The 17,199-nt window shown below is 63.8% G+C and carries 20 protein-coding genes; 8 read left to right on the top strand and 12 right to left on the bottom strand.

All coding sequences use genetic code 11. From position 1 onward, the window contains the following. Positions 1–364 precede the first annotated feature (364 nt). The 6 genes from BM300_RS27410 (at position 365) to BM300_RS27385 (ending at position 4,402) form a co-directional block, all read left to right on the top strand. Complete coding sequence (locus BM300_RS27410; RefSeq protein ID WP_014340714.1) at positions 365–589, top strand: type III secretion protein; 225 nt, start codon at positions 365–367, stop codon at positions 587–589. Further along, positions 576–1,013 (top strand): type III secretion system chaperone, encoded by a 438-nt coding sequence (locus tag BM300_RS27405; protein ID WP_092149057.1) that lies wholly within the window; start codon positions 576–578, stop codon positions 1,011–1,013. The genes BM300_RS27410 and BM300_RS27405 overlap by 14 nt, the downstream gene beginning before the upstream one ends. Continuing rightward, entirely contained in the window at positions 1,006–3,156 is a 2,151-nt protein-coding gene (gene sctC / locus BM300_RS27400) for a type III secretion system outer membrane ring subunit SctC (protein WP_092149060.1), read from the top strand. The genes BM300_RS27405 and sctC overlap by 8 nt, the downstream gene beginning before the upstream one ends. Then, entirely contained in the window at positions 3,153–3,362 is a 210-nt protein-coding gene (hrpT, locus tag BM300_RS27395) for an HrpT family type III secretion system protein (protein WP_063323923.1), read from the top strand. Before sctC ends, hrpT begins: the two co-directional genes overlap by 4 nt. A 6-nt stretch (positions 3,363–3,368) precedes the next feature. Then, positions 3,369–3,746, top strand: coding sequence for a hypothetical protein (locus tag BM300_RS27390; protein ID WP_063323922.1), 378 nt, complete (start codon positions 3,369–3,371; stop codon positions 3,744–3,746). A gap of 206 nt (positions 3,747–3,952) precedes the next feature. Then, positions 3,953–4,402 (top strand): type III secretion system chaperone, encoded by a 450-nt coding sequence (locus BM300_RS27385; protein ID WP_092149063.1) that lies wholly within the window; start codon positions 3,953–3,955, stop codon positions 4,400–4,402. A gap of 124 nt (positions 4,403–4,526) precedes the next feature. Here the strand turns inward: BM300_RS27385 and BM300_RS31125 are convergent, their stop codons facing one another. The 12 genes from BM300_RS31125 to BM300_RS27325 all read right to left on the bottom strand — a co-directional run bounded on the left by BM300_RS31125 (position 4,527) and on the right by BM300_RS27325 (position 15,677). Then, positions 4,527–5,045 (bottom strand): type III effector, encoded by a 519-nt coding sequence (locus BM300_RS31125; RefSeq protein ID WP_170862109.1) that lies wholly within the window; start codon positions 5,043–5,045, stop codon positions 4,527–4,529. Between the two features lie 116 nt (positions 5,046–5,161). Further along, positions 5,162–6,262: a type III secretion system export apparatus subunit SctU gene (gene sctU / locus BM300_RS27375; RefSeq protein ID WP_063323920.1), complete on the bottom strand. Its 1,101-nt coding sequence runs from the start codon at positions 6,260–6,262 to the stop codon at positions 5,162–5,164. Positions 6,263–6,277: 15 nt separating this feature from the next. Next, a complete protein-coding gene (gene sctT, locus BM300_RS27370; RefSeq protein ID WP_063323919.1) occupies positions 6,278–7,075 on the bottom strand; it encodes a type III secretion system export apparatus subunit SctT in 798 nt (265 codons plus the stop codon). Next, positions 7,075–7,329, bottom strand: a complete 255-nt coding sequence (gene sctS, locus BM300_RS27365) for a type III secretion system export apparatus subunit SctS (RefSeq protein WP_003206603.1) — start codon at positions 7,327–7,329, stop codon at positions 7,075–7,077. Before sctS ends, sctT begins: the two co-directional genes overlap by 1 nt. 9 nt (positions 7,330–7,338) lie before the next feature. After that, complete coding sequence (gene sctR, locus BM300_RS27360; RefSeq protein ID WP_063323918.1) at positions 7,339–7,992, bottom strand: type III secretion system export apparatus subunit SctR; 654 nt, start codon at positions 7,990–7,992, stop codon at positions 7,339–7,341. Beyond that, complete coding sequence (sctQ, locus tag BM300_RS27355; RefSeq protein WP_092464512.1) at positions 7,989–9,092, bottom strand: type III secretion system cytoplasmic ring protein SctQ; 1,104 nt, start codon at positions 9,090–9,092, stop codon at positions 7,989–7,991. The genes sctR and sctQ overlap by 4 nt, the downstream gene beginning before the upstream one ends. After that, positions 9,089–9,658 carry a type III secretion protein gene (locus BM300_RS27350; protein WP_256575865.1) on the bottom strand — a complete coding sequence of 190 codons (570 nt, stop codon included), beginning with the start codon at positions 9,656–9,658 and terminating at the stop codon, positions 9,089–9,091. Before BM300_RS27350 ends, sctQ begins: the two co-directional genes overlap by 4 nt. Next, complete coding sequence (locus tag BM300_RS27345; RefSeq protein WP_092464510.1) at positions 9,651–10,070, bottom strand: type III secretion protein; 420 nt, start codon at positions 10,068–10,070, stop codon at positions 9,651–9,653. The genes BM300_RS27350 and BM300_RS27345 overlap by 8 nt, the downstream gene beginning before the upstream one ends. Beyond that, positions 10,057–11,415 carry a FliI/YscN family ATPase gene (locus BM300_RS27340; protein ID WP_092464508.1) on the bottom strand — a complete coding sequence of 453 codons (1,359 nt, stop codon included), beginning with the start codon at positions 11,413–11,415 and terminating at the stop codon, positions 10,057–10,059. Before BM300_RS27340 ends, BM300_RS27345 begins: the two co-directional genes overlap by 14 nt. Further along, positions 11,415–12,308 (bottom strand): FHA domain-containing protein, encoded by an 894-nt coding sequence (locus tag BM300_RS27335; protein WP_092464506.1) that lies wholly within the window; start codon positions 12,306–12,308, stop codon positions 11,415–11,417. The genes BM300_RS27340 and BM300_RS27335 overlap by 1 nt, the downstream gene beginning before the upstream one ends. A gap of 157 nt (positions 12,309–12,465) precedes the next feature. Further along, positions 12,466–14,553, bottom strand: a complete 2,088-nt coding sequence (gene sctV / locus BM300_RS27330) for a type III secretion system export apparatus subunit SctV (RefSeq protein WP_063323913.1) — start codon at positions 14,551–14,553, stop codon at positions 12,466–12,468. Continuing rightward, positions 14,550–15,677, bottom strand: a complete 1,128-nt coding sequence (locus tag BM300_RS27325) for a TyeA family type III secretion system gatekeeper subunit (protein ID WP_092149081.1) — start codon at positions 15,675–15,677, stop codon at positions 14,550–14,552. Before BM300_RS27325 ends, sctV begins: the two co-directional genes overlap by 4 nt. A gap of 310 nt (positions 15,678–15,987) precedes the next feature. Here BM300_RS27325 and BM300_RS27320 point away from each other — a divergent pair, with 310 nt between their 5' ends. Together BM300_RS27320 and BM300_RS27315 are read left to right on the top strand one after the other, a co-directional pair. Further along, entirely contained in the window at positions 15,988–16,539 is a 552-nt protein-coding gene (locus tag BM300_RS27320; protein WP_092221362.1) for an RNA polymerase sigma factor, read from the top strand. After that, a complete protein-coding gene (locus BM300_RS27315) occupies positions 16,536–17,132 on the top strand; it encodes a GNAT family N-acetyltransferase (protein WP_063323910.1) in 597 nt (198 codons plus the stop codon). The genes BM300_RS27320 and BM300_RS27315 overlap by 4 nt, the downstream gene beginning before the upstream one ends. Positions 17,133–17,199: the final 67 nt, after the last annotated feature.

Here is a 17,199-nt window from a genome sequence, read left to right as displayed (position 1 = left end):
TAGCCGCGCTGGGCCATGGATGGCCCTTCGCGGCGGGCCCACGGAGCAATGCCGGAGTGAGGGCACACCGAGCCTAGGCGAGGTGCCGAGTGGTGGGGCATATAGCGTTTTGCTTACTTTTGCGCTTTTCAAAAGTGAGCCGCCGTCAGGGCGGAACCCTAAGTGGCCGTTACCGCAGCAATGGATATGTACGCAGTCAACAAGAGCATGGCCGGCTGTCAGGCCGCCATCGCGAGCAAGCCCGCTCCCACAGGAGAAACGCGCCCCACTCCCGACGCCCATTTTTTTCCTCATTCACGCGGAACCGCCAACCGCACAGGCGCCACTCACCTCGTGAATATGCCCAAGCCCAGAGGAACCGCCCATGTCTTCCACCGATGCCGTCCAGCGCCGCCTCGACACCTACTTCCAACGCGCGACCGACAACGTCAACAACGCTGCGATGAACGCAGCAGAAAGTCAGTCGCTCGACGACATGCACTCATTCCTGACCAGCATGAACGGCATGTCCGTCGCGGTGAACGCAGCGACTCAACAGACCACAGCCCATCACAACCTCGCCAAGGCGATCATCGATGCAATGCCATGAGCTGCGCACACAGCTCACCCGCTGGAACGCCAACGTCGATGGCCCGGAGCGGTTCACCGTTGTCATCGACGATGGCGAAGCAACGTTCAGCAAGCTCGACGAAGGCCTGCTGGCATCGGTCGAACTGACCGTCCCGGTGACCCATGAGGTGGTTCTGGAAGACCTGCTTCGGCTGGCGCACCCAAGCCTCTCGCGATTTCCCGGCGCGCTGGCTCGTTCGCCGCAAGACGGTCGGTTGTGGCTGCTGGCGCAAGTGCCGCTGGACGGGCACATCGACGACTTGATCGAGGTGCTCGAAGCACTGCTCAACCAGCGTGACACCTGGCAATCCATTCTCAATAAAGACCAACGTGCCGTTGCCGCGCCTGTGGCGCGACGCCTCTCGCACTCTCACTTGCTCGGAACAGGAATCCGCCATGCCTAACAGGTGGCTTGCACCGTACCGCTTGATGACCGCAGGCAAGGTACACCTTCGCCAGTCGATCGCACGCCGCTGGGCGAAACCTTCGCTGATCGCACTGGTATTGGCCGGCGCGCTTGGCGCTGGCATGCCGGCAGAGGCGGCCATACCGACCGACTGGAAGAACACGCCTTACGCCTACGACGCCCAGAACACACCGCTGGCCAAGGTACTCGGCGACTTCGCCAATACCTTCGCCGTGCAACTGGTAATCGACGGCACGGTGAAAGGCACCGTCGACGGGCGGATGCGCGCCGAAAGTCCCCAGGCGTTCCTCGACAGGCTCGGCCTGGAAAATCGCTTCCAGTGGTTCATGTATGGCAACACGCTGTACGTCAGCCCCTTGCAGAACCAGGACTCCACGCGCCTGGAAGTGTCCGCCGATGCCGTGCCGGACATGAAGCAAGCCTTGACCGACATCGGCCTGCTGGATCCGCGCTTCGGCTGGGGTGAGTTACCCGACGAAGGCGTGGTCCTGGTCTCCGGCCCGGAACGCTATGTGCGCTTGGTGGCGCAGTTTGCCGAAGCGCGCAAGACCCCCGAGGAAAAGCAGGAAGTGATCAGTTTTCCGCTGCGCTATGCCACCGCCGCCGACCGCAACGTCAAGTACCGTGGTGAAACGCTGGTCATCCCCGGGGTCGCCAGCATCCTGAAAGGCTTGCTGGAAAGTCGCAGCGCCGTGTCGGGGGGCATGCAGACGGCCTCGCCCCAAGCATCGTTCCAGAACATGCAGACCCAGCAGTCCATGACCATGGGCAATATCGAACAGTTGGCGTTGAACGGCATGGGTCGGCCGAACACCAGCCGTGTACCGTCCGGCGCGAACAGCGGTGCAGGCGCTCGGGGCAAGATCCGCGTCGAAGCCGACGTGCGCAACAACGCGGTGCTCATCTACGACGCACCCAAGCGACGGGAAATCTACACGCCGCTGATTCGCGATGTGGACGTGCCGCGCAAGCTGGTGGAAATCGATGCGATCATCCTCGACATCGACCGCACGCAACTGGCTGAGCTGGCCTCGAACTGGAACGTCGAGAGCGGCGATCTGATCGGCGGCGCCTCGATGATTCGCCCTGGTGCCAGCTCGACGGTGTTCATTCAGGACTACGGCGATTTTTCCGCGCAACTGCGGGCCTTGGAGGGCCGTGGCCTGGCCTCGGTGGTGGCAAACCCTTCGGTACTGACCCTGGAGAACCAGCCGGCGGTCATCGACTTCAGCCGGACCGAGTACATCTCGGCCATCGGCGAGCGCGTAGCCACCGTCGAGCCCATCACGGCAGGCACCAGCTTGCAGGTCGTGCCCCATGCCATCGAGACCGGGGGCCGCAATCAGATCCAGATGTCCCTGGACATCGAGGACGGCCGCATCGAACCCTCGGAAGTCGGCCAGCAGACGCCCAGCGTGCGCCGGGGCGTGGTCAGCACCCAGGCTGTCATGGGGGAAAGCCGGTCATTGGTGGTAGGCGGTTTTCATACCGAAGAGACCGGCGACAACCTCGAACGAGTGCCATGGCTGGGTCGCATCCCGCTGATCGGGCCGCTGCTGTTTTCCTCGACCACGCGCGAGACCAGTCGCCGCGAACGGGTGTTCATCCTGACGCCTCGCCTGATCGGTGACCAGGTCGACCCGGCCCGCTACATCTCCGCCCTTGACCGCGAACAGGTCGACAGCGCCATGGCCCGCCTGGAAGAGCGTCGCAACGGCACCCGCCCCGTCGGTCGTATCGAGGTCAGCGATGTGCTCGCCCAACTCGCCGACGGCAACATTCCGGCCACGTTCAAGCAAGCGGCGTCGATTCCTTATTCGCCCGACACATTGTGCGCGTTGCAACCCGGGCTATCGCTGGACGCTGCCCGGGCCCAATGGTTCGCCGGCCCCGATTACGGCATCGCCGTCGGCGTGGTACGCAACGATGGCCAGCAAAGGTTGCGCTTCGACGAAGCGAGTTGCGGTAGCCGCTGGGCCCTGGCCACCTCCGCCTGGCCGAAGGTGTGGCTTGAGCCCGGTGAGGAAACGGAAGTGTTCGTGGTCATGAAACAACCCACACGCACGCCAGGCGGCGAGCGCCCTTCTCTTCTGCAAACCAGCGCGAGGACCCTGCCATGAGTCGCACGCCACTGCTGCTCGTTTTATTGCTGAGCCTGCCGGTGTTCGCCGGCTGCGCGTACCGCTCAGGCTGCCAGGGCGATGCCTGCAGCCGCGCCGAACCGGACAACGGTCGGCTGGTGATCTGGTGGTCACCCGGCATGCGCGGCGGCCTTGGCTCCCCCGAACACCCACTGGACCATACGGTCGTCCCATTGGAGAACTGAAACGCTATGTCTTTTTCGGTACACAGCGTAAGCACTCGCCAGGCCTTCCAGAAGAACATCATCGCCGGCATCGCGACGTATTGGGAAATAGCCCCAGGCATTGAGTTCTGTCTGCGACGCGAGCCACACAGCGTGGGGCTCGCCTTACAAATACAAAGCCAGGCGCTGCGTGCAAACCAGATCCAGCATGCCCTCGAACGGCGTTTCGCCCAGCCGGCCGACTACGCGCAGCTGTTCGTATTTCTCGATCCGCAGCGGGCACTCGTGGTCTGGCAGGCGCTGCCCGACGCGCCGCTATCCACTGAGCTGCTTGATGAAATCCAGTCCCGTCAGCTGTCGCTGCTGGGCCTGGAAGACCTCGATGATTACTCGGCCACGTATTGAGGGCAATGCTGTTCACCCAGGAGCAACACTGAACCCGTGGCGAGGGAGCTTGCTCCCGCTCGGCTGCGCAGCAGTCGTAAAAACTACCGCAAACGGTATCTCCCGGTGCACCGCGTTGAATGGTTTTGGGGCCGCTGCGCAGCCCAGCGGGAGCAAGCTCCCTCGCCACAGTGATTCATCCAGAGACTTTATGAGAGAGGTTTTCCATGACCGTCGCACCGCTTGCCCAGCGCTTGATCTCGGCCCTCGCGGAACATTTGCATGCGCACTTGCAGTTGGAAGGTGGCGTGTGCGCGCTGTATGACGCGAGCAACCGCGAAGCCGTGGTCATCGAGTTGCCCGATCACGGCGATGTCGCCATCCTCCATAGCTCCATCGATGTACCTGCCCACGCGCCCGGCTTGCACAAGCGGCTGCTGGAACTCAATTTTCGATTGGATCTGCTCGGCGGCAGCTGGCTGGCCCTGGACGATAAGGGCAGCGTTCGCTTATGTGCCCATTGTCCGCTGGCGATGCTCGACGAGGCGCGGTTCTGCCATTGGATCGTCGGTTTCGTCGCCCAGGTCGGCGACATTCGAGCGCGCTTGGCGGTGCCTGCACCGCCGGGCAGCCCTCGTCCGGCCTCGCTCAACACCAACCGCACCCGACTGGGCTAACCCTGTAGAAGCAGGCGAAGCCTGCGATCTCTTGATCTTTCGCTTGAGATTCAAGTGTCATTGAAAAGATCGCAGCCTCGTTGCACTCGACAGCTCCTGCGCCGCTTTATGTGGGCTCATCGCTTTATCGAAGCTTCATCGCCTCGCCACCCTCCTGCATGACTTTCCTTGCACTGTCCATGAAGCCCTTGGTGACCTCCGTCACCGTATCGCTCATCAACTTGGCCATGTCGGCGGAGCTTTTAATGAGCATCATGGTGCTCTGGCGCTCTTCCATCCCCATCTGCATCTCGAACTGCTTTTCCATCAACTGCTTTTGACGGGTTTCCATCTCGCGCATGAAAGAGTCCGGCGTGCGAGATTCCGAAGCGGGACTGGACGTTTGCGTGTCATTCAGCGGTTGCGTGTCATTCGACGGCGCCGCGTGATTGGCGTCCCGCGCTCGGGGGCGGCCACGCTGATGCATTGCCGGTGGCGTCGAGGAGGAACGTCCCCGGCCATGCAGGCTTTGGGTACCTTCGCGCTGCTGCGCCTCACGGGGTCGCTGGCTCAGCGAAGGGAAGCGCGATGGCGATAAGCTGTCGGTGCCGTGCAGGGCACCTGTGCCCCTTAAGGGGCTCGTCAGGGAACTGGGTTCGGGCATGGGAATCCTCCACGAGTCAATGTCTGTGTGGTGGGCACTGTCGGCAGGCCGGATCCTGCGGACGAGCCTGGCTCACTCCCTGAGTGGCAACCGCGTATGCATCGGTTCCATCGACCTCAACGCTGGTTCAATTCCGGAATCTCGATGACCTCGCCCTTGGCCTCGTCATCCAGTTCGCGCAACACCCGATAAATGTGGGCGACCGCCTGGAGCGTTTCCCGGGGGATGTAGCCGCCGACATCTTCACGGTAGATCGTGCGCGCCAGCCAGATGCACTGGATGACCGGAACCCGGGCCGCCTTGGCCCGCTCGATCAGCGCCCGGGCCTCGGCATCGACGCCTTTGACGATCAACTGCGGCAGCGGCGTTTCCTCGGGACGATACAACAGCGCGACGGCAAAGTGGGTGGGGTTGACCACCAGCATGTCGGCGTCTTCCACCGGTTTGGTCTCTTTGTTGACGGGCTGGTCGACCAATTGCCGGGCCAGGCTGCGGCGATGCATTTTTACGTGGGGGTCGCCTTCCATTTCCTTGAACTCCTTGCGCACTTCCTCCTCGCTCATGCGCAGGCGCTTGGCGAAGAAATATTTCTGCAGGCCGAAGTCGAGGATCGCCAGCACCAGCAATACACCCAGGCAAATGTGCATGATGTGCCGAAACAGGCTGGCCAGCCCGCGCCAATAGCTGTGCAGGTCGCCGTTGACCAGGCTGATCAACGACCCGAGTGCCGGCAGGGTCACCAGATAAATCACGGTGCCGATAAACACGGCCTTGACCAGCCCCATGAACAGGTTGATCAGCGCCTGGCCGGAGAACATCTGTTTGGCCTGGTTCATCGGGTTCAAGCGGTTCGGGTCCGGCTGAAGGGCCTCGGGGGCGAACAGGAAACCGAACTGTATCCAACCGGCCACCAGGCGCGTGACGATCGCCAACCCTACGGTCATCAAGGTGAAGTTGAGCAGCACGCCACCGGCGTGGGCCAAGGTTTCCTCGAAGGCACGCACGAAGTCGACATCCAGCCGATGCAGCGGGAATGCCACCATGTCCCCCAAGGCCTGCATGCTGTCGTCGGCCTGGGTCAATGCCACTTCGGTGATCGCCGCAAGCACCAGCAGGCTGCTCAAGTCCTGGCTTTGGCCGACCTGGCCTTTGTTGCGCGCGTCGCGAATTTTCTTCGGCGTCGCCCGCTTGGTCTTTTCGCCACTGTCTTCGCTCATGGGCGAAGCCCTCCTTCAGGGCGCCTGCAACAACAGGTGAAGCAGATGCCGGATTTCGCCATAGCGACCAAGACGGCCAGTCATCGCGTCCCACAGCGTGGGCAGGTAGAACAGCAGGAAGCCCAGGCCAATCAGGCTCTTGGCCGGCATGGCGAGGACGAACACCTGCAATTGCGGGCTATACAGACTGAGCAGCGCCAGGCTGAACTCCACCAGCAACAGCAAGCCGATAAAGGGCGCCGCGTAGAGCATCATGTGCATGAACATTTCGGCGAGCAGCCCGAGAAACACGCCGAAGCCATCCGCGCCAGGCAATGGGAACCAAACGGTGGGCGACCACACCAGGTAGCTGTCCCAGATCACCTGGGTCAACGTGCCAATGCCCAGGGTGGTGACCAGCAGCAAGATCGTCATCTCCTTGAACAAGAGGCCCAGGGGCGTGGTGTCGGTGCCGAGCGCCGGATTCAACTGGCCACCGATGAGCGCACCGCGCTGGTTGTCCAACAAGGCGCCCACCGACTCATACAACCAGAACGGCATCGCCAACAGCACCCCGAGCAAGAAGCCCAGCACCAGCTCCTTGAACATCAACCCGGCCAGCGACAGCCAATTGACCTGGGCATCGATCAGCGCCTGGCGAATACCGGGCGCCGGCAACATGCCCAGGGCAAACACAACGGCATGGCGCGGCAAGCCTCGCAGGTGCTGGAAGCAAAACACCGGGACCAGGTAAGCGACCGGGTAAATCCGCGCCATGCCGAGCGCGATCGACAGCAGCAAGTCGAAATACGGGACGAAAGCCTGGGCCGTCATCAGGTGTTGGCCATCATTTCGAATGCCCGACGCAGCAGTCCCAGCAACTCCACACCGATCCAGCGGCCCGTCACCAGCAAGGTCAGCCCGACCGCCACCAGCTTGATGCCGAAGGGCAAGGTCTGGTCCTGGATCTGCATCAAGGCCTGCACCAGGGACGTCAGCACACCGACGATCACCGCAACGATCAAGGGCGGTGCGGAGAGCAGGACCACCAGCAGCATGCCTTCCTTAAACAACGTCAGCGCGTCCATCGCACGTCCTCAAAGATAGGAATAGAAGAGGCTGTCGAGCAATTGCGTCCAGCCCTGCACGAGGACAAAAATCAGCAGCTTGAGCGGCAACGAAATGGTCATGGGCGCGACCATCTGCATGCCGAGTGCCAGCAGCAGGTTGGACACGATCAGGTCGATGACAATGAACGGGATATAGATCAGGAATCCCATCTGGAAACCGGCCTCGAGCTCCGACAGCATGAAGGCCGGAATGAGCAGCATCAGGTCGTCGCGGCTGGCCTGCTCGGCGCGCTCCTTGGGCCACATCCGCTGGGTGTTTTCCAGCAGGTGGGCGAGGATGTCCGGGTTGGTGTTGCGCGACATGAAAGCCTGCAACGGTTTTACCGCGTTCAGCGCAGAACCTTGCAACGCCTCGGTGCTGCTGAAATCCAGCGGCTGTTCCTTCAGCTGTTCGGCGATGTTGTGGCCCACCGGCGCCATGATGAACAGCGTCGCGGCCAGGGCAATGGCATACAGGGCCATATTGGGTGGCACCTGCTGCACACCGATGGCGTTACGGGTGATCGTCAACACGATGGCTATCTTGAGAAAGGCGCTGCAGATAATCAGCAGCAGGGGGACCAACGAAATCCCACCAATGAACAGCGCCAGCAGAAAGGGGTCGACCCCCTGGAAGCTCATCCAGCCACATCCACGCGGGCGATTTGCAGACCCAATCGGCCATCGACCTCGACCAGCTCGCCCTGGGCCAGAGCTCGTTCGCCATAAAACAGCGCCGCCGTCCCCGGTGCCACACCTGGCACTTGCAGCACCGCGCCGGGCGCCAGATTGCGCAGCTCGCCCAAGGTCAGGTGCAAATGACCGCAGCGTATCGTCAGCGCCAGCGGCAGGTCGTCGAAACGCTCGGGGAGATCGGCAGCGACCGGCTCCGTCATCGGCGCCTCCTCGGTTTCAGCGGCATAGGCCGACAGCGGGTGCTCAGTCGCCTCGCCAGTTTGGTCGTCAGGTTCATAGCCGGTGCTATCGTCCCAGTCCGGCGTCAGGATGTCGGTGTCAGCGGTGGTGCTCATAACGGTCTCCTCCAGAGCGAGCAAGGTCAGGCGCAACGGCGCGGCACGGCTGTGTACCCGCACCTGCAAACAATGCCGGCCCAGGCGAATCAGCCCTTGGCCGGATGAATCGAACAGAGCGGTTTGTGGCACCAACACATCACCGGGGCGCAACGTCGCCACCTGCCCGGCGGCCAGCGCCAGGTGTCCCAGTTCCAACGGGACACGCAGCGCAAAGCCCTCGATCCTTGGCGCGGCTCGCCGTTGCCAGGGATCGGTGCGAAGCAGCCCCAGCAAGGTCGCACCGGTCATTTCCAGATGGCTCGTGACGCGGGCCGCGCCCACCCTCACGTCGAGCCGGCAGGCAATGCCCTGCACCGCGGGTTCGGCCGCTGGTTTGATAAAACCGAAGGCCTGGCGCAGGGGCTCGCTCAGGGTTTGCTGGAACAGCGACCAGAACCACGTGTCATCCGGTCCGGGTTCGGCAGGCAGGACCACCGGGCATTCACCGAACAGGCTGAGCACCGCGCCGGCCTCGTCCAAGGTAAAGACACCATGGGCACACGCCAGCACACACGGCGTGCTCCCAGCCGCAACGCCGCCCGGAGTCAGTTCCAGCAGGCCCGTCTCGCCCGCCACCTCGAAGGGCAACCGGACGCCAATCCCCAATAGCCGCCGGGCGGTGGCGTCCTCGCTGCCCACCGTCGGCAGCACCAATGCTTGGACCGTCATGTCGCGCCAACCTCTTCTTCCTGCGCTACGCGCACGCTGACCGGCTGGCCCAGGCTTTGGGTCAGCGCCTCTTCGAGACGACCGGATCGACTCGACAGCCGCGCCTGTACGTCTGCACTTTCGCTGCTCAGGCCGATGTCCCACCCGCACGCCCCGCCTGGCCGCCGGGCGGATACCTTGATGCGGCCCAGATTGGGCAGATGCAGTAGCAGGTCCAATTGCTGGTCGAGGGTGGCGCGCAAGCGCGGCGTGAGCTGGTCGACAAACGCCTCCTCTTCGCCGCTCGAAAGGTTCACCAGGCCCGACAGCGAACCGGTGCCGGCGCTGTCATCCTGCGCACCGCCCCGTGGCGCATCGACCCACTGACGGAACCAGTAACCGTCACTGCTGCCTGCCGTCAGGTCCGGGTCGCGTCCGCTGGCAGGGGCGGACTCACGCTCCACCGGACGGCTTGCCCGACTCACCTGGGCAGGCGGTTGCTCGTACGCTCGAGGCGGATGCCGAACGGGGGCCGCCGGGGGATTGCCGTGCGGTGTCGGCCCACCGCGCACGCTGTGCTCATTCATCGCTGGGGGGCTCCACCAGGTACTCCATCATTGCGCTGAGCTTTTCCAGATCTCGCCGGCGCCCTTGCAGCCGCTGCTGGGCAGCGGTCGTGTGCCGGGCCTGCTGCGCCTGTTCATCGTCCAGTGCCTGCACTGCCCGCGCTTGCTCGGCCAGCTCGCCGATCAAACGACGTTCCTGGGTACTCCAGGCATTCAGTTCGCACACGCTCAACGCCCGGCCACGGTGCTCGCCGTACAACGCCTCGCGCTGCACCGCCTGTTGCTCACGGGTCGCCTGCATTTGCGCGCGCGCGGCGGCAACCGCGGCTTCGCGCTCACGCAAACGCTCACGCTGCTGGCGCCACGCCCGCTCGGCTTGCGCTTCGCGGTGACGGCGTATCGGCGCCAGGGCGTCCAGATCAACCCGGGACATAGGCGGTCAACTGCTGCAGGTGGGCGAGCGTGGACGCAAACGGCTCCGGCTCACGCAGATCCTGGCGCAGGAAGGCGTCCAGGGCACCACGCGACTCCACCGCCAGGTCGGTCAAGGGGTCGGCGCCGGCCTGGTATTCGCCCAGGCGCAACATCAGTTCGATTTGCTCATAGGCCGACAACAACCGACGCAGATTGATGCCCCCCCGCAGGTGCTCCGCCTCGGCCACATTGGCCAAGATTCGCGACAGGCTGGCCAGCACATCGATTGCCGGGTAGTGGCCGCGTTCCGCGAGCTTGCGTGACAGCACGATGTGACCGTCGAGCAGCGAACGCACTTCATCCGCCACGGGATCGTTCATGGAATCCTGCTCGATGAGCACCGTATAAAACGCGGTGATAGCGCCCTCGTGGGTCAGCCCGGCCCGTTCGACCAGGCGCGGCAGCAGGCTGTAGACCGACGGCGGCAGGCCGCCACGCCCCAACGGCTCGCCGGCGGCCAGGCCGATCTCACGCTGGGCCCGGGCGAAGCGGGTCAGCGAGTCGATGAGCAGCAGCACGCGTTGGCCCCGGGCACGAAAACCCTCGGCCAATGCCGTCGCGGTGAACGCTGCGCGGGCGCGTTCCATGCTGGAGCGATCGGAGGTGGCGCACACCAGCACCGCACGGGCACGCAGTTCATCATCCAGCTCATGGTCGAGGAATTCACGCAGTTCGCGCCCACGCTCGCCGATCAGGCCGAACACGATGACATCGCAATCAACGTTCCGGGCAATCTCCGCCAACAGTGTGGTCTTGCCACAACCGGCGCCGGCGAACAGTCCCACACGCTGGCCTTCGCCGAGCGTCAGCGGGCCGTCGATGGCCCGTACGCCGGTCATCAAGGGCCGTTGGATGCGCGGTCGCGCGGTGGGCGCCGGGGCCTCGCCAATCACCTGCGACGCATTCGGCACATGCGCACCGGCGAAGGCTCCCGCGCCGCCATCCACCAACGGTCGGCCGAATCCATCCAGCACCTGGCCCAACAACTGCGGCCCCACGCACACCCGATGCGGCATGCCCAGCGGCTCCACCGCTGCCCCGACCCGGACGCCCTCCAGCCCGCCCAAGGCGCTGAGCAAGGCATCGTGCTGGTCGAAGCCGACAATTTCGGCGAGCAGCGGCTCGCGGGCGTCGCGCTCGACCCGGCAGAGGTCGCCGATCTGCGCCCCCGGCAGCCGGCACTGCAGCAAGATGCCGCTGACCCGCTGCACCCGTCCGCGCACCATGACCGGCGCGAAGCGACGCAAGTGCGCCAATTGCCCGGCCTCCCAGGCCTCCAGTCGCGCGATGGCCGCCTGCGTCATCACCAGGTGACCTCGTAGCGTTGGTCGCCCTCGAAGGTGACTTTGCCGCTGTCGATGGCAGTCAAGCGCAGGCCATCGATCTGGTCGCCCAGGAACAACCGACGGCCATCGGCGGTGACCACGTGACCGTGCTTGCCGCCCACGATCTGGGCGATCTGGAACGGCAGCTTCGTCAGCCGTTCCTTGACGTTGGCCGTGATCCCGATCGGTGTTTCGTAGCGGTCGTGGAAGCGCTCGATCAGTCGTTCGACCATCGCCAGGCGCGGGCGCGGCAACTCACCCACCAGGACCAGCCGGTCGTCCTGGCTCTCGACCCGTACACCGGCGTCCAAATCGCGCTCCTGCAACATGCGATCCAGCTCCAGGCGGACCGCCTCGACATTGTCCAAGGCCACCTTGGTCTGCTTGAGCTGCTGGGCCGGGCTGCGTGCCACAGTCTGCGCCGGCTGGCTGGTAAAGGCCCAGGCGCTGGAGGCGACGGTGATCACCGCCGCGGCAATGGCCAGGCGCTTGGGCCACGACGGCCGCACGGCGGGCTTCGGGGGTTCCCGGTCCAGCGCAAGATGCGCAGCGTCGTCCAGCGCCGCCTCTTCGGGCCAGGGCTGATCGGCCGGGGCCAGGCACAGCCAGACGCCTGCCACGGCAAACGGAGCATTGCTCTGCAAGGGCTCGGTCGCGGCCCAGGGCTGGCCCTGTCCATCGCAAACCGTGCCCTCCAGCCGTTCCAGTAGCCACTGGCCCTGCACCTGCCGCAGGCTCACATGACGCCCACAGATGCCCGGATCGTATAGCGCCAGGTCAGCCTCCTCCGCCGCCCCCACTACCCATTGCTCGCCAACCAGCGGCAACGCCGCACCTCGGTGCAGACCACTCAAGACTCGCAGTTCGAACATGGTCAATTCCTCAAGGGGCGACAGACGCTCGCCCACGATCCGGTTGTACGACGGGGCACCGGCGGCCCCCGTCCTCTGTCACAGCCAGGCCATCGAACGCACCTGGATTTGCATCGTTACGTGGAGCCACCGCTGCTGGCGTGCCAAGACAAGCCCGTCACGCGGCATCCTCCATCCGTAGTTTTTCCTGCTCGAGGTCAAAGCGCCCCAGCACGGTGACCTGGGCGTTGCTGTGCAACTCGCTGAAGGCGAGCACGGGCACGTGATTGAATTCGTCGCGCAACAAATCGCGTAGCGGGGCCCGCAGGTCTTGCGCCACCAACAGCACGGCCACGCGCTTGGCGCGCAACGGGAAGCCTTCGCGCAACTGCATGACCAAGGCGCGGGTATGCAGGCTTTCCAGGGCAAAAAAGGTTTCCGTCTGGGTCTGGCGCAGCGCATCACGCAACAGGCCTTCGGTTTCCGGCGTCAACAGCCACACGTGCAGGCCATCTTCGTCGCGGTACTGGTGATAGATCTGCGACTTCAGGGCGATGCGCGCGTAGTCGGTCAGCGCACCGACGTCGCGCTCGTGCTGCCCGTGCTCGATCAAGGACTCGGCGATCAGCCGCACCGCGCGCAGCGGGACACCTTCGCCGGCCAGGCGCTGGAGCACGGCCGCGAAACGGGCCAATGGCATGGTCCGCTGCAGTTCCTGCACCAACTCTGGCTGGCCCGCTTCGAGCCAACTGAGAATCGACTTGCTCTCCTGCAGCCCCAAGAATTGTGGGCCCGTGGCAAACATCGCGCGGCTCATCCGCTCCACCAGCAACTCGGCGGCCGACACCGCTTCCACGCGTTCATCCGCCAGCAGCGGATCGTCAGGCGTCAGCCAGAGCCACTGCTGCTCGTCACGCACCTCGCTGCCGACCTGCCCGTCGCGCGGTTCCAACGGCAGCGGCCCGCGCGCCACGGCCACGCGCTCTCCGAAAGTTGCCCGCAACATCGGCACCTCGTGCACGCAGAAGCGGAACTCGTCGTCTTCCAGCAGCGCGCTGTATTCGATCTCGAAGGGCGGCAGGGTCAGGCCAAAGCCGGCCACCAGCGCGTTACGCTTTTTGCGGATCGCCTGGATGGCTTCCTCGGCGGCCGCGTTGCCTTCCATGGCTTTGGAAAACTGCAGAAGATAGGCACGGGTCGGGTCGAAGCTGCGCAGGTCTTCGGCGCCGTTCTGTGCCGGGGCCACGACCTCCGCTGGCTGGTCGCCCTGGCGGGCCAGCCGGGCGCGCGAGTAGAGCTGGACGATGCCGGCGGTGCCGGTGATCAAGGCGATGACAATGAACACCAGCGTGGGCATGCCGGGCAAGGCCGCGAAGCCGAGCATTCCCACCGAAGCGATCACCCAGGCCTTGGGTTCGGCGGTCAACTGCTGGGCGATTTCCTTGCCGACGCTACTGCCTGCCGGCTCCCCTTGCGGCGATACGCGGGTGATGATCATGCCCGCAGTAAGAGAAATCAGCAGGGCCGGAATCTGCGCGATCAGACCGTCACCGATGGTCAACACGGCGTACAAGTGCATCGATTCGGATGCGCCCATGTCATGCTGCATCATGCCGACCGAAAAGCCGCCGATGAGGTTGATCACCACGATCACCAAACCCGCGATGGCATCGCCCTTGACGAACTTCATCGCCCCGTCCATCGCACCGAACAGCTGGCTTTCCTTGTTCAATTCCTCGCGACGCCGCCGGGCTTCGCTGACATCGATCAGGTTGGCGCGCAGGTCGCTGTCGATGGACATCTGCTTGCCCGGCAGCGCGTCCAGGGTGAACCGCGCCGCCACTTCGGCGACCCGCTCCGAGCCCTTGGTGATCACCAGGAAGTTGACCACCGTCAGGATGAGGAAGATGACCAACCCGACCGCCAGGTTGCCCCCCACTACAAAATCGCCGAACGCCTGGACGATATGGCCGGCGTCGCCCTGGAGCAGGATCAACCGGGTGGTCGCCACCGACAACGCCAGCCGGAACAGCGTGGTCAGCAGCAGCACCGCCGGAAACGAGGAAAACGCCAACGGTCGCGGCAGGTACAGCGAGAGGACGATCAGCAGGCAGGAGATGCAGATGTTGATCGCGATCAGCGCATCGACCACCGAGGTCGGCAAGGGCAGGATCAGCATGAACACGATGCCCAGCACCACGAACGCCCCGACCACCTCGATGCGTCGCACCGCTTCGTTGGCGACTTTGTTCAACAGGGCGATCATGAGCGTGCTCCAATCACCGGGGCAGCGGTCTGGCTTCGGGGCTCGCCACGGGAACGCTCATCGAGCAGCACCAACAGGTTCTTCAGCGCGGTCTGTCGGCTTTTGCTATCCCGCCAGAGAGGTAGCGGCAAACGCTTGAGCAAAGGGTACAGGCCGTTCAGGGAGACCAGTTGGTCCCGCTCCTCTTCTCCACCCAGTTCACGCCCGATACGCCGTACTTCCGCCGCCGACAGGCCACTGCTGACAAACCCCAGCATGCGTTGGAGCAACAGCACCGCCGTGAGCTGGCTGGCCGGGCAACTGCAGGCCAGTTGCTCGAGCAAACGGCGGCAGCTGTGCAGGACACTGCCCAGTTGCGTCGAGGCGGCCAGGCCGATCAACAACGTGCGCAACAGGGCGGTAGGACGTGACGGTGTGTGCGCCGCGATATCGTCAGCCAGTGCCCGGCGCATCATGTCCAGCCCCGGCACGAAGGCCGCCTCGCCGAACAAGCCAAGCAACGCCTGCATCATGGTGGGCAACGATTGCTTGAGCACCACGGTGTCGTAATAGAGCCGCCGTACCGCCTGGCGCAGTTCGGGATCGCCGCCCGCAGCGCGCAAGGCCTCGGCGATGTTCATGCCCGCCTGGATCTGCGCGCCATAACGCTCGCGCAATAGTTGCAGGTAGTCGCGAGCGCGCTGGGCTTCGACGAGACGACCTTGAACTTCGGCCTCGCGCAAGGCTTGCTGCAGGATCAGGTCGGTACGGGCCGGGTCACCACCGGTGGACTGCACCACCTCTTCAAGCACCGGCTCGCCACATAACAACAAACCCGCCTGGGCGGCCATCGCCCCCAGGCTTTGCTTGCCTGGGTGGCCGAGTTGGTCGTACCACTCTTCCAACTGCTCCCGCGTCTCGACGCGCACCTGGCCCACCTCACTGCGGGCATTGCGGATGCGCCGCTGGCTCAGCGCCTTGGTATTACGCTCCACATGATGGCTGAAGGTCATGCCGACCTCCTCCATCGAATTGGACTGCACGGCCTGAAACGATTCGACAGGCTTGCCAATGCCCACGACGGCCGAAACGGCCTGGGCAAGGTTGGCGGCAATATGCGCATTTGTCGGGGCTTCTACTTTCATGATGGCCGTGAGCGTGGTTTCGGACGCTCAGTGGGTGGCGGCTATCCAGCATTCAGTTCCATCAGCGGCCATGGCCCTTTCTGACCGGTTCGCAAGGGTTTCCTGCCCGAGCGTTCGCTCGGTGCAATTTCATGCAGTGGCGCTTGGGACGGCTGTGCATGCCCTTGCACAAATAGAGCAAAAGCACTAGTAAAAAACACTTAATTATCAGACAGATAACTCACAAATCCGGCTTGGCACAGGTCCTGCTGACGGGGGAAACGTCGACATTTTGATCGGCGCTATGGAACCTACTCAGAGGGATTTATTAATGAACAGCCTGAATCTCATGACCCCCCCGCAAACCTCCCCGGCCCCCACAGGTGCGCCAGACATCTGCTTCGGCGAGGAACGCAAGCTGCGTCTGTTTGTGCAAAAACGTGTACTCAATCAAGACGACGCCGACGACATCATCCAGCTCACGTACCTGGAAGCCTGGCGCAACCAGCAGAAGTTCAAAGGGCTGGCAAAGCAGGACACTTGGTTGTGCGGCATCGCCCTCAACCTGATCCGCAACCACTTCCGTCGCTTCTATGCGCAGCCACCGCTGAGCACGTTCGATGAGAGCGAGTTCAGCGAGTCCAGTGACGACATTGACCTGAGTGAACTGTGCGACAACCGTCGGCTGTTGGACCGCACGCTGTTAGCCATGGACGAGTTGCCCAAGGACATGCGCGATACCCTGTGGACCGCCGTGGACACCGAGAGCAGCTACCGCGATGCCGCCGAGCGACTGGGCGTCCCCATTGGTACCGTGCGTTCAAGGTTGTTTCGCGCGCGTGAACAACTCAAACGAAGCGTCTATGGAGAAGCCCGGCCATGACCCACAATCGTTTGAACAGCCGGCCCGACCTGCCACGCGGCGTGCGCCGCTACACCCCCGACGACTTGCCGGTGATGACAGATATCTTCAACGAAAGCGCTCTGGGAGGTACCAGCTCCCCCGTGCTCAGAGCGTTTTCCCTGAAGGAAATGACGTTTTTCGTCGACTGTTTCGTCAAGGAGGGTGATCCGATCTACGTGCTCGAACGCGCTGGCGAAGTCGTCGCCTGGTTGATCGTCAACCGCTTCTGTTGGGGAGCCCAGGCCTGCCGATTGACCGGTGAAGTGTCGATCTACGTACGCAGCGACCACATCGGCAGCGGCGTCGGCATCCGCCTTGGCCAAGCTGCGGTGGTGTTGGCCAGGCAGTATGGTTTCGAGACGCTGGTGGCCTGGATCATCGAGCACAACGAGGCCAGCAAACGCGGCGTACAAGGGCTCGGCGCGACCCAATGGGGACGCTTCCCAGGGATTGCCCGGTTCGCTGATAACCGTGCGGACGTCGTGCTCTATGGACTGCACCTGACGCCAGGCGACACGGCATCCATCTCCCTTTCAGCGCCAGCGCAAAACGAGGAGGCCAGCCTGGCGTGAGTCCACGGCTCGTCCGGCTGGACGTCGGGCGAGCCGCCTCTTTCCAAGGCATGGGCCTGCGCTCATT

The organism is Pseudomonas sp. NFACC46-3 (assembly GCF_900114515.1).
In the GTDB taxonomy this organism is placed as follows: domain Bacteria; phylum Pseudomonadota; class Gammaproteobacteria; order Pseudomonadales; family Pseudomonadaceae; genus Aquipseudomonas; species Aquipseudomonas fluorescens_Q.
Note: the sequence above shows the minus strand (reverse complement) of the source record. Positions and strands in the feature narration are given on the sequence as shown.

Bases quoted from the DNA above. Each gene is read 5' to 3' on its own strand.
- BM300_RS27410 (WP_014340714.1), top strand. From the start codon at position 365: ATGTCTTCCACCGATGCCGTCCAGCGCCGCCTCGACACCTACTTCCAA.
- BM300_RS27405 (WP_092149057.1), top strand. From the start codon at position 576: ATGCAATGCCATGAGCTGCGCACACAGCTCACCCGCTGGAACGCCAAC.
- sctC (WP_092149060.1), top strand. From the start codon at position 1,006: ATGCCTAACAGGTGGCTTGCACCGTACCGCTTGATGACCGCAGGCAAG.
- hrpT (WP_063323923.1), top strand. From the start codon at position 3,153: ATGAGTCGCACGCCACTGCTGCTCGTTTTATTGCTGAGCCTGCCGGTG.
- BM300_RS27390 (WP_063323922.1), top strand. From the start codon at position 3,369: ATGTCTTTTTCGGTACACAGCGTAAGCACTCGCCAGGCCTTCCAGAAG.
- BM300_RS27385 (WP_092149063.1), top strand. From the start codon at position 3,953: ATGACCGTCGCACCGCTTGCCCAGCGCTTGATCTCGGCCCTCGCGGAA.
- BM300_RS31125 (WP_170862109.1), bottom strand. From the start codon at position 5,045: ATGCCCGAACCCAGTTCCCTGACGAGCCCCTTAAGGGGCACAGGTGCC.
- sctU (WP_063323920.1), bottom strand. From the start codon at position 6,262: ATGAGCGAAGACAGTGGCGAAAAGACCAAGCGGGCGACGCCGAAGAAA.
- sctT (WP_063323919.1), bottom strand. From the start codon at position 7,075: ATGACGGCCCAGGCTTTCGTCCCGTATTTCGACTTGCTGCTGTCGATC.
- sctS (WP_003206603.1), bottom strand. From the start codon at position 7,329: ATGGACGCGCTGACGTTGTTTAAGGAAGGCATGCTGCTGGTGGTCCTG.
- sctR (WP_063323918.1), bottom strand. From the start codon at position 7,992: ATGAGCTTCCAGGGGGTCGACCCCTTTCTGCTGGCGCTGTTCATTGGT.
- sctQ (WP_092464512.1), bottom strand. From the start codon at position 9,092: ATGACGGTCCAAGCATTGGTGCTGCCGACGGTGGGCAGCGAGGACGCC.
- BM300_RS27350 (WP_256575865.1), bottom strand. From the start codon at position 9,658: ATGAATGAGCACAGCGTGCGCGGTGGGCCGACACCGCACGGCAATCCC.
- BM300_RS27345 (WP_092464510.1), bottom strand. From the start codon at position 10,070: ATGTCCCGGGTTGATCTGGACGCCCTGGCGCCGATACGCCGTCACCGC.
- BM300_RS27340 (WP_092464508.1), bottom strand. From the start codon at position 11,415: ATGACGCAGGCGGCCATCGCGCGACTGGAGGCCTGGGAGGCCGGGCAA.
- BM300_RS27335 (WP_092464506.1), bottom strand. From the start codon at position 12,308: ATGTTCGAACTGCGAGTCTTGAGTGGTCTGCACCGAGGTGCGGCGTTG.
- sctV (WP_063323913.1), bottom strand. From the start codon at position 14,553: ATGATCGCCCTGTTGAACAAAGTCGCCAACGAAGCGGTGCGACGCATC.
- BM300_RS27325 (WP_092149081.1), bottom strand. From the start codon at position 15,677: ATGAAAGTAGAAGCCCCGACAAATGCGCATATTGCCGCCAACCTTGCC.
- BM300_RS27320 (WP_092221362.1), top strand. From the start codon at position 15,988: ATGAACAGCCTGAATCTCATGACCCCCCCGCAAACCTCCCCGGCCCCC.
- BM300_RS27315 (WP_063323910.1), top strand. From the start codon at position 16,536: ATGACCCACAATCGTTTGAACAGCCGGCCCGACCTGCCACGCGGCGTG.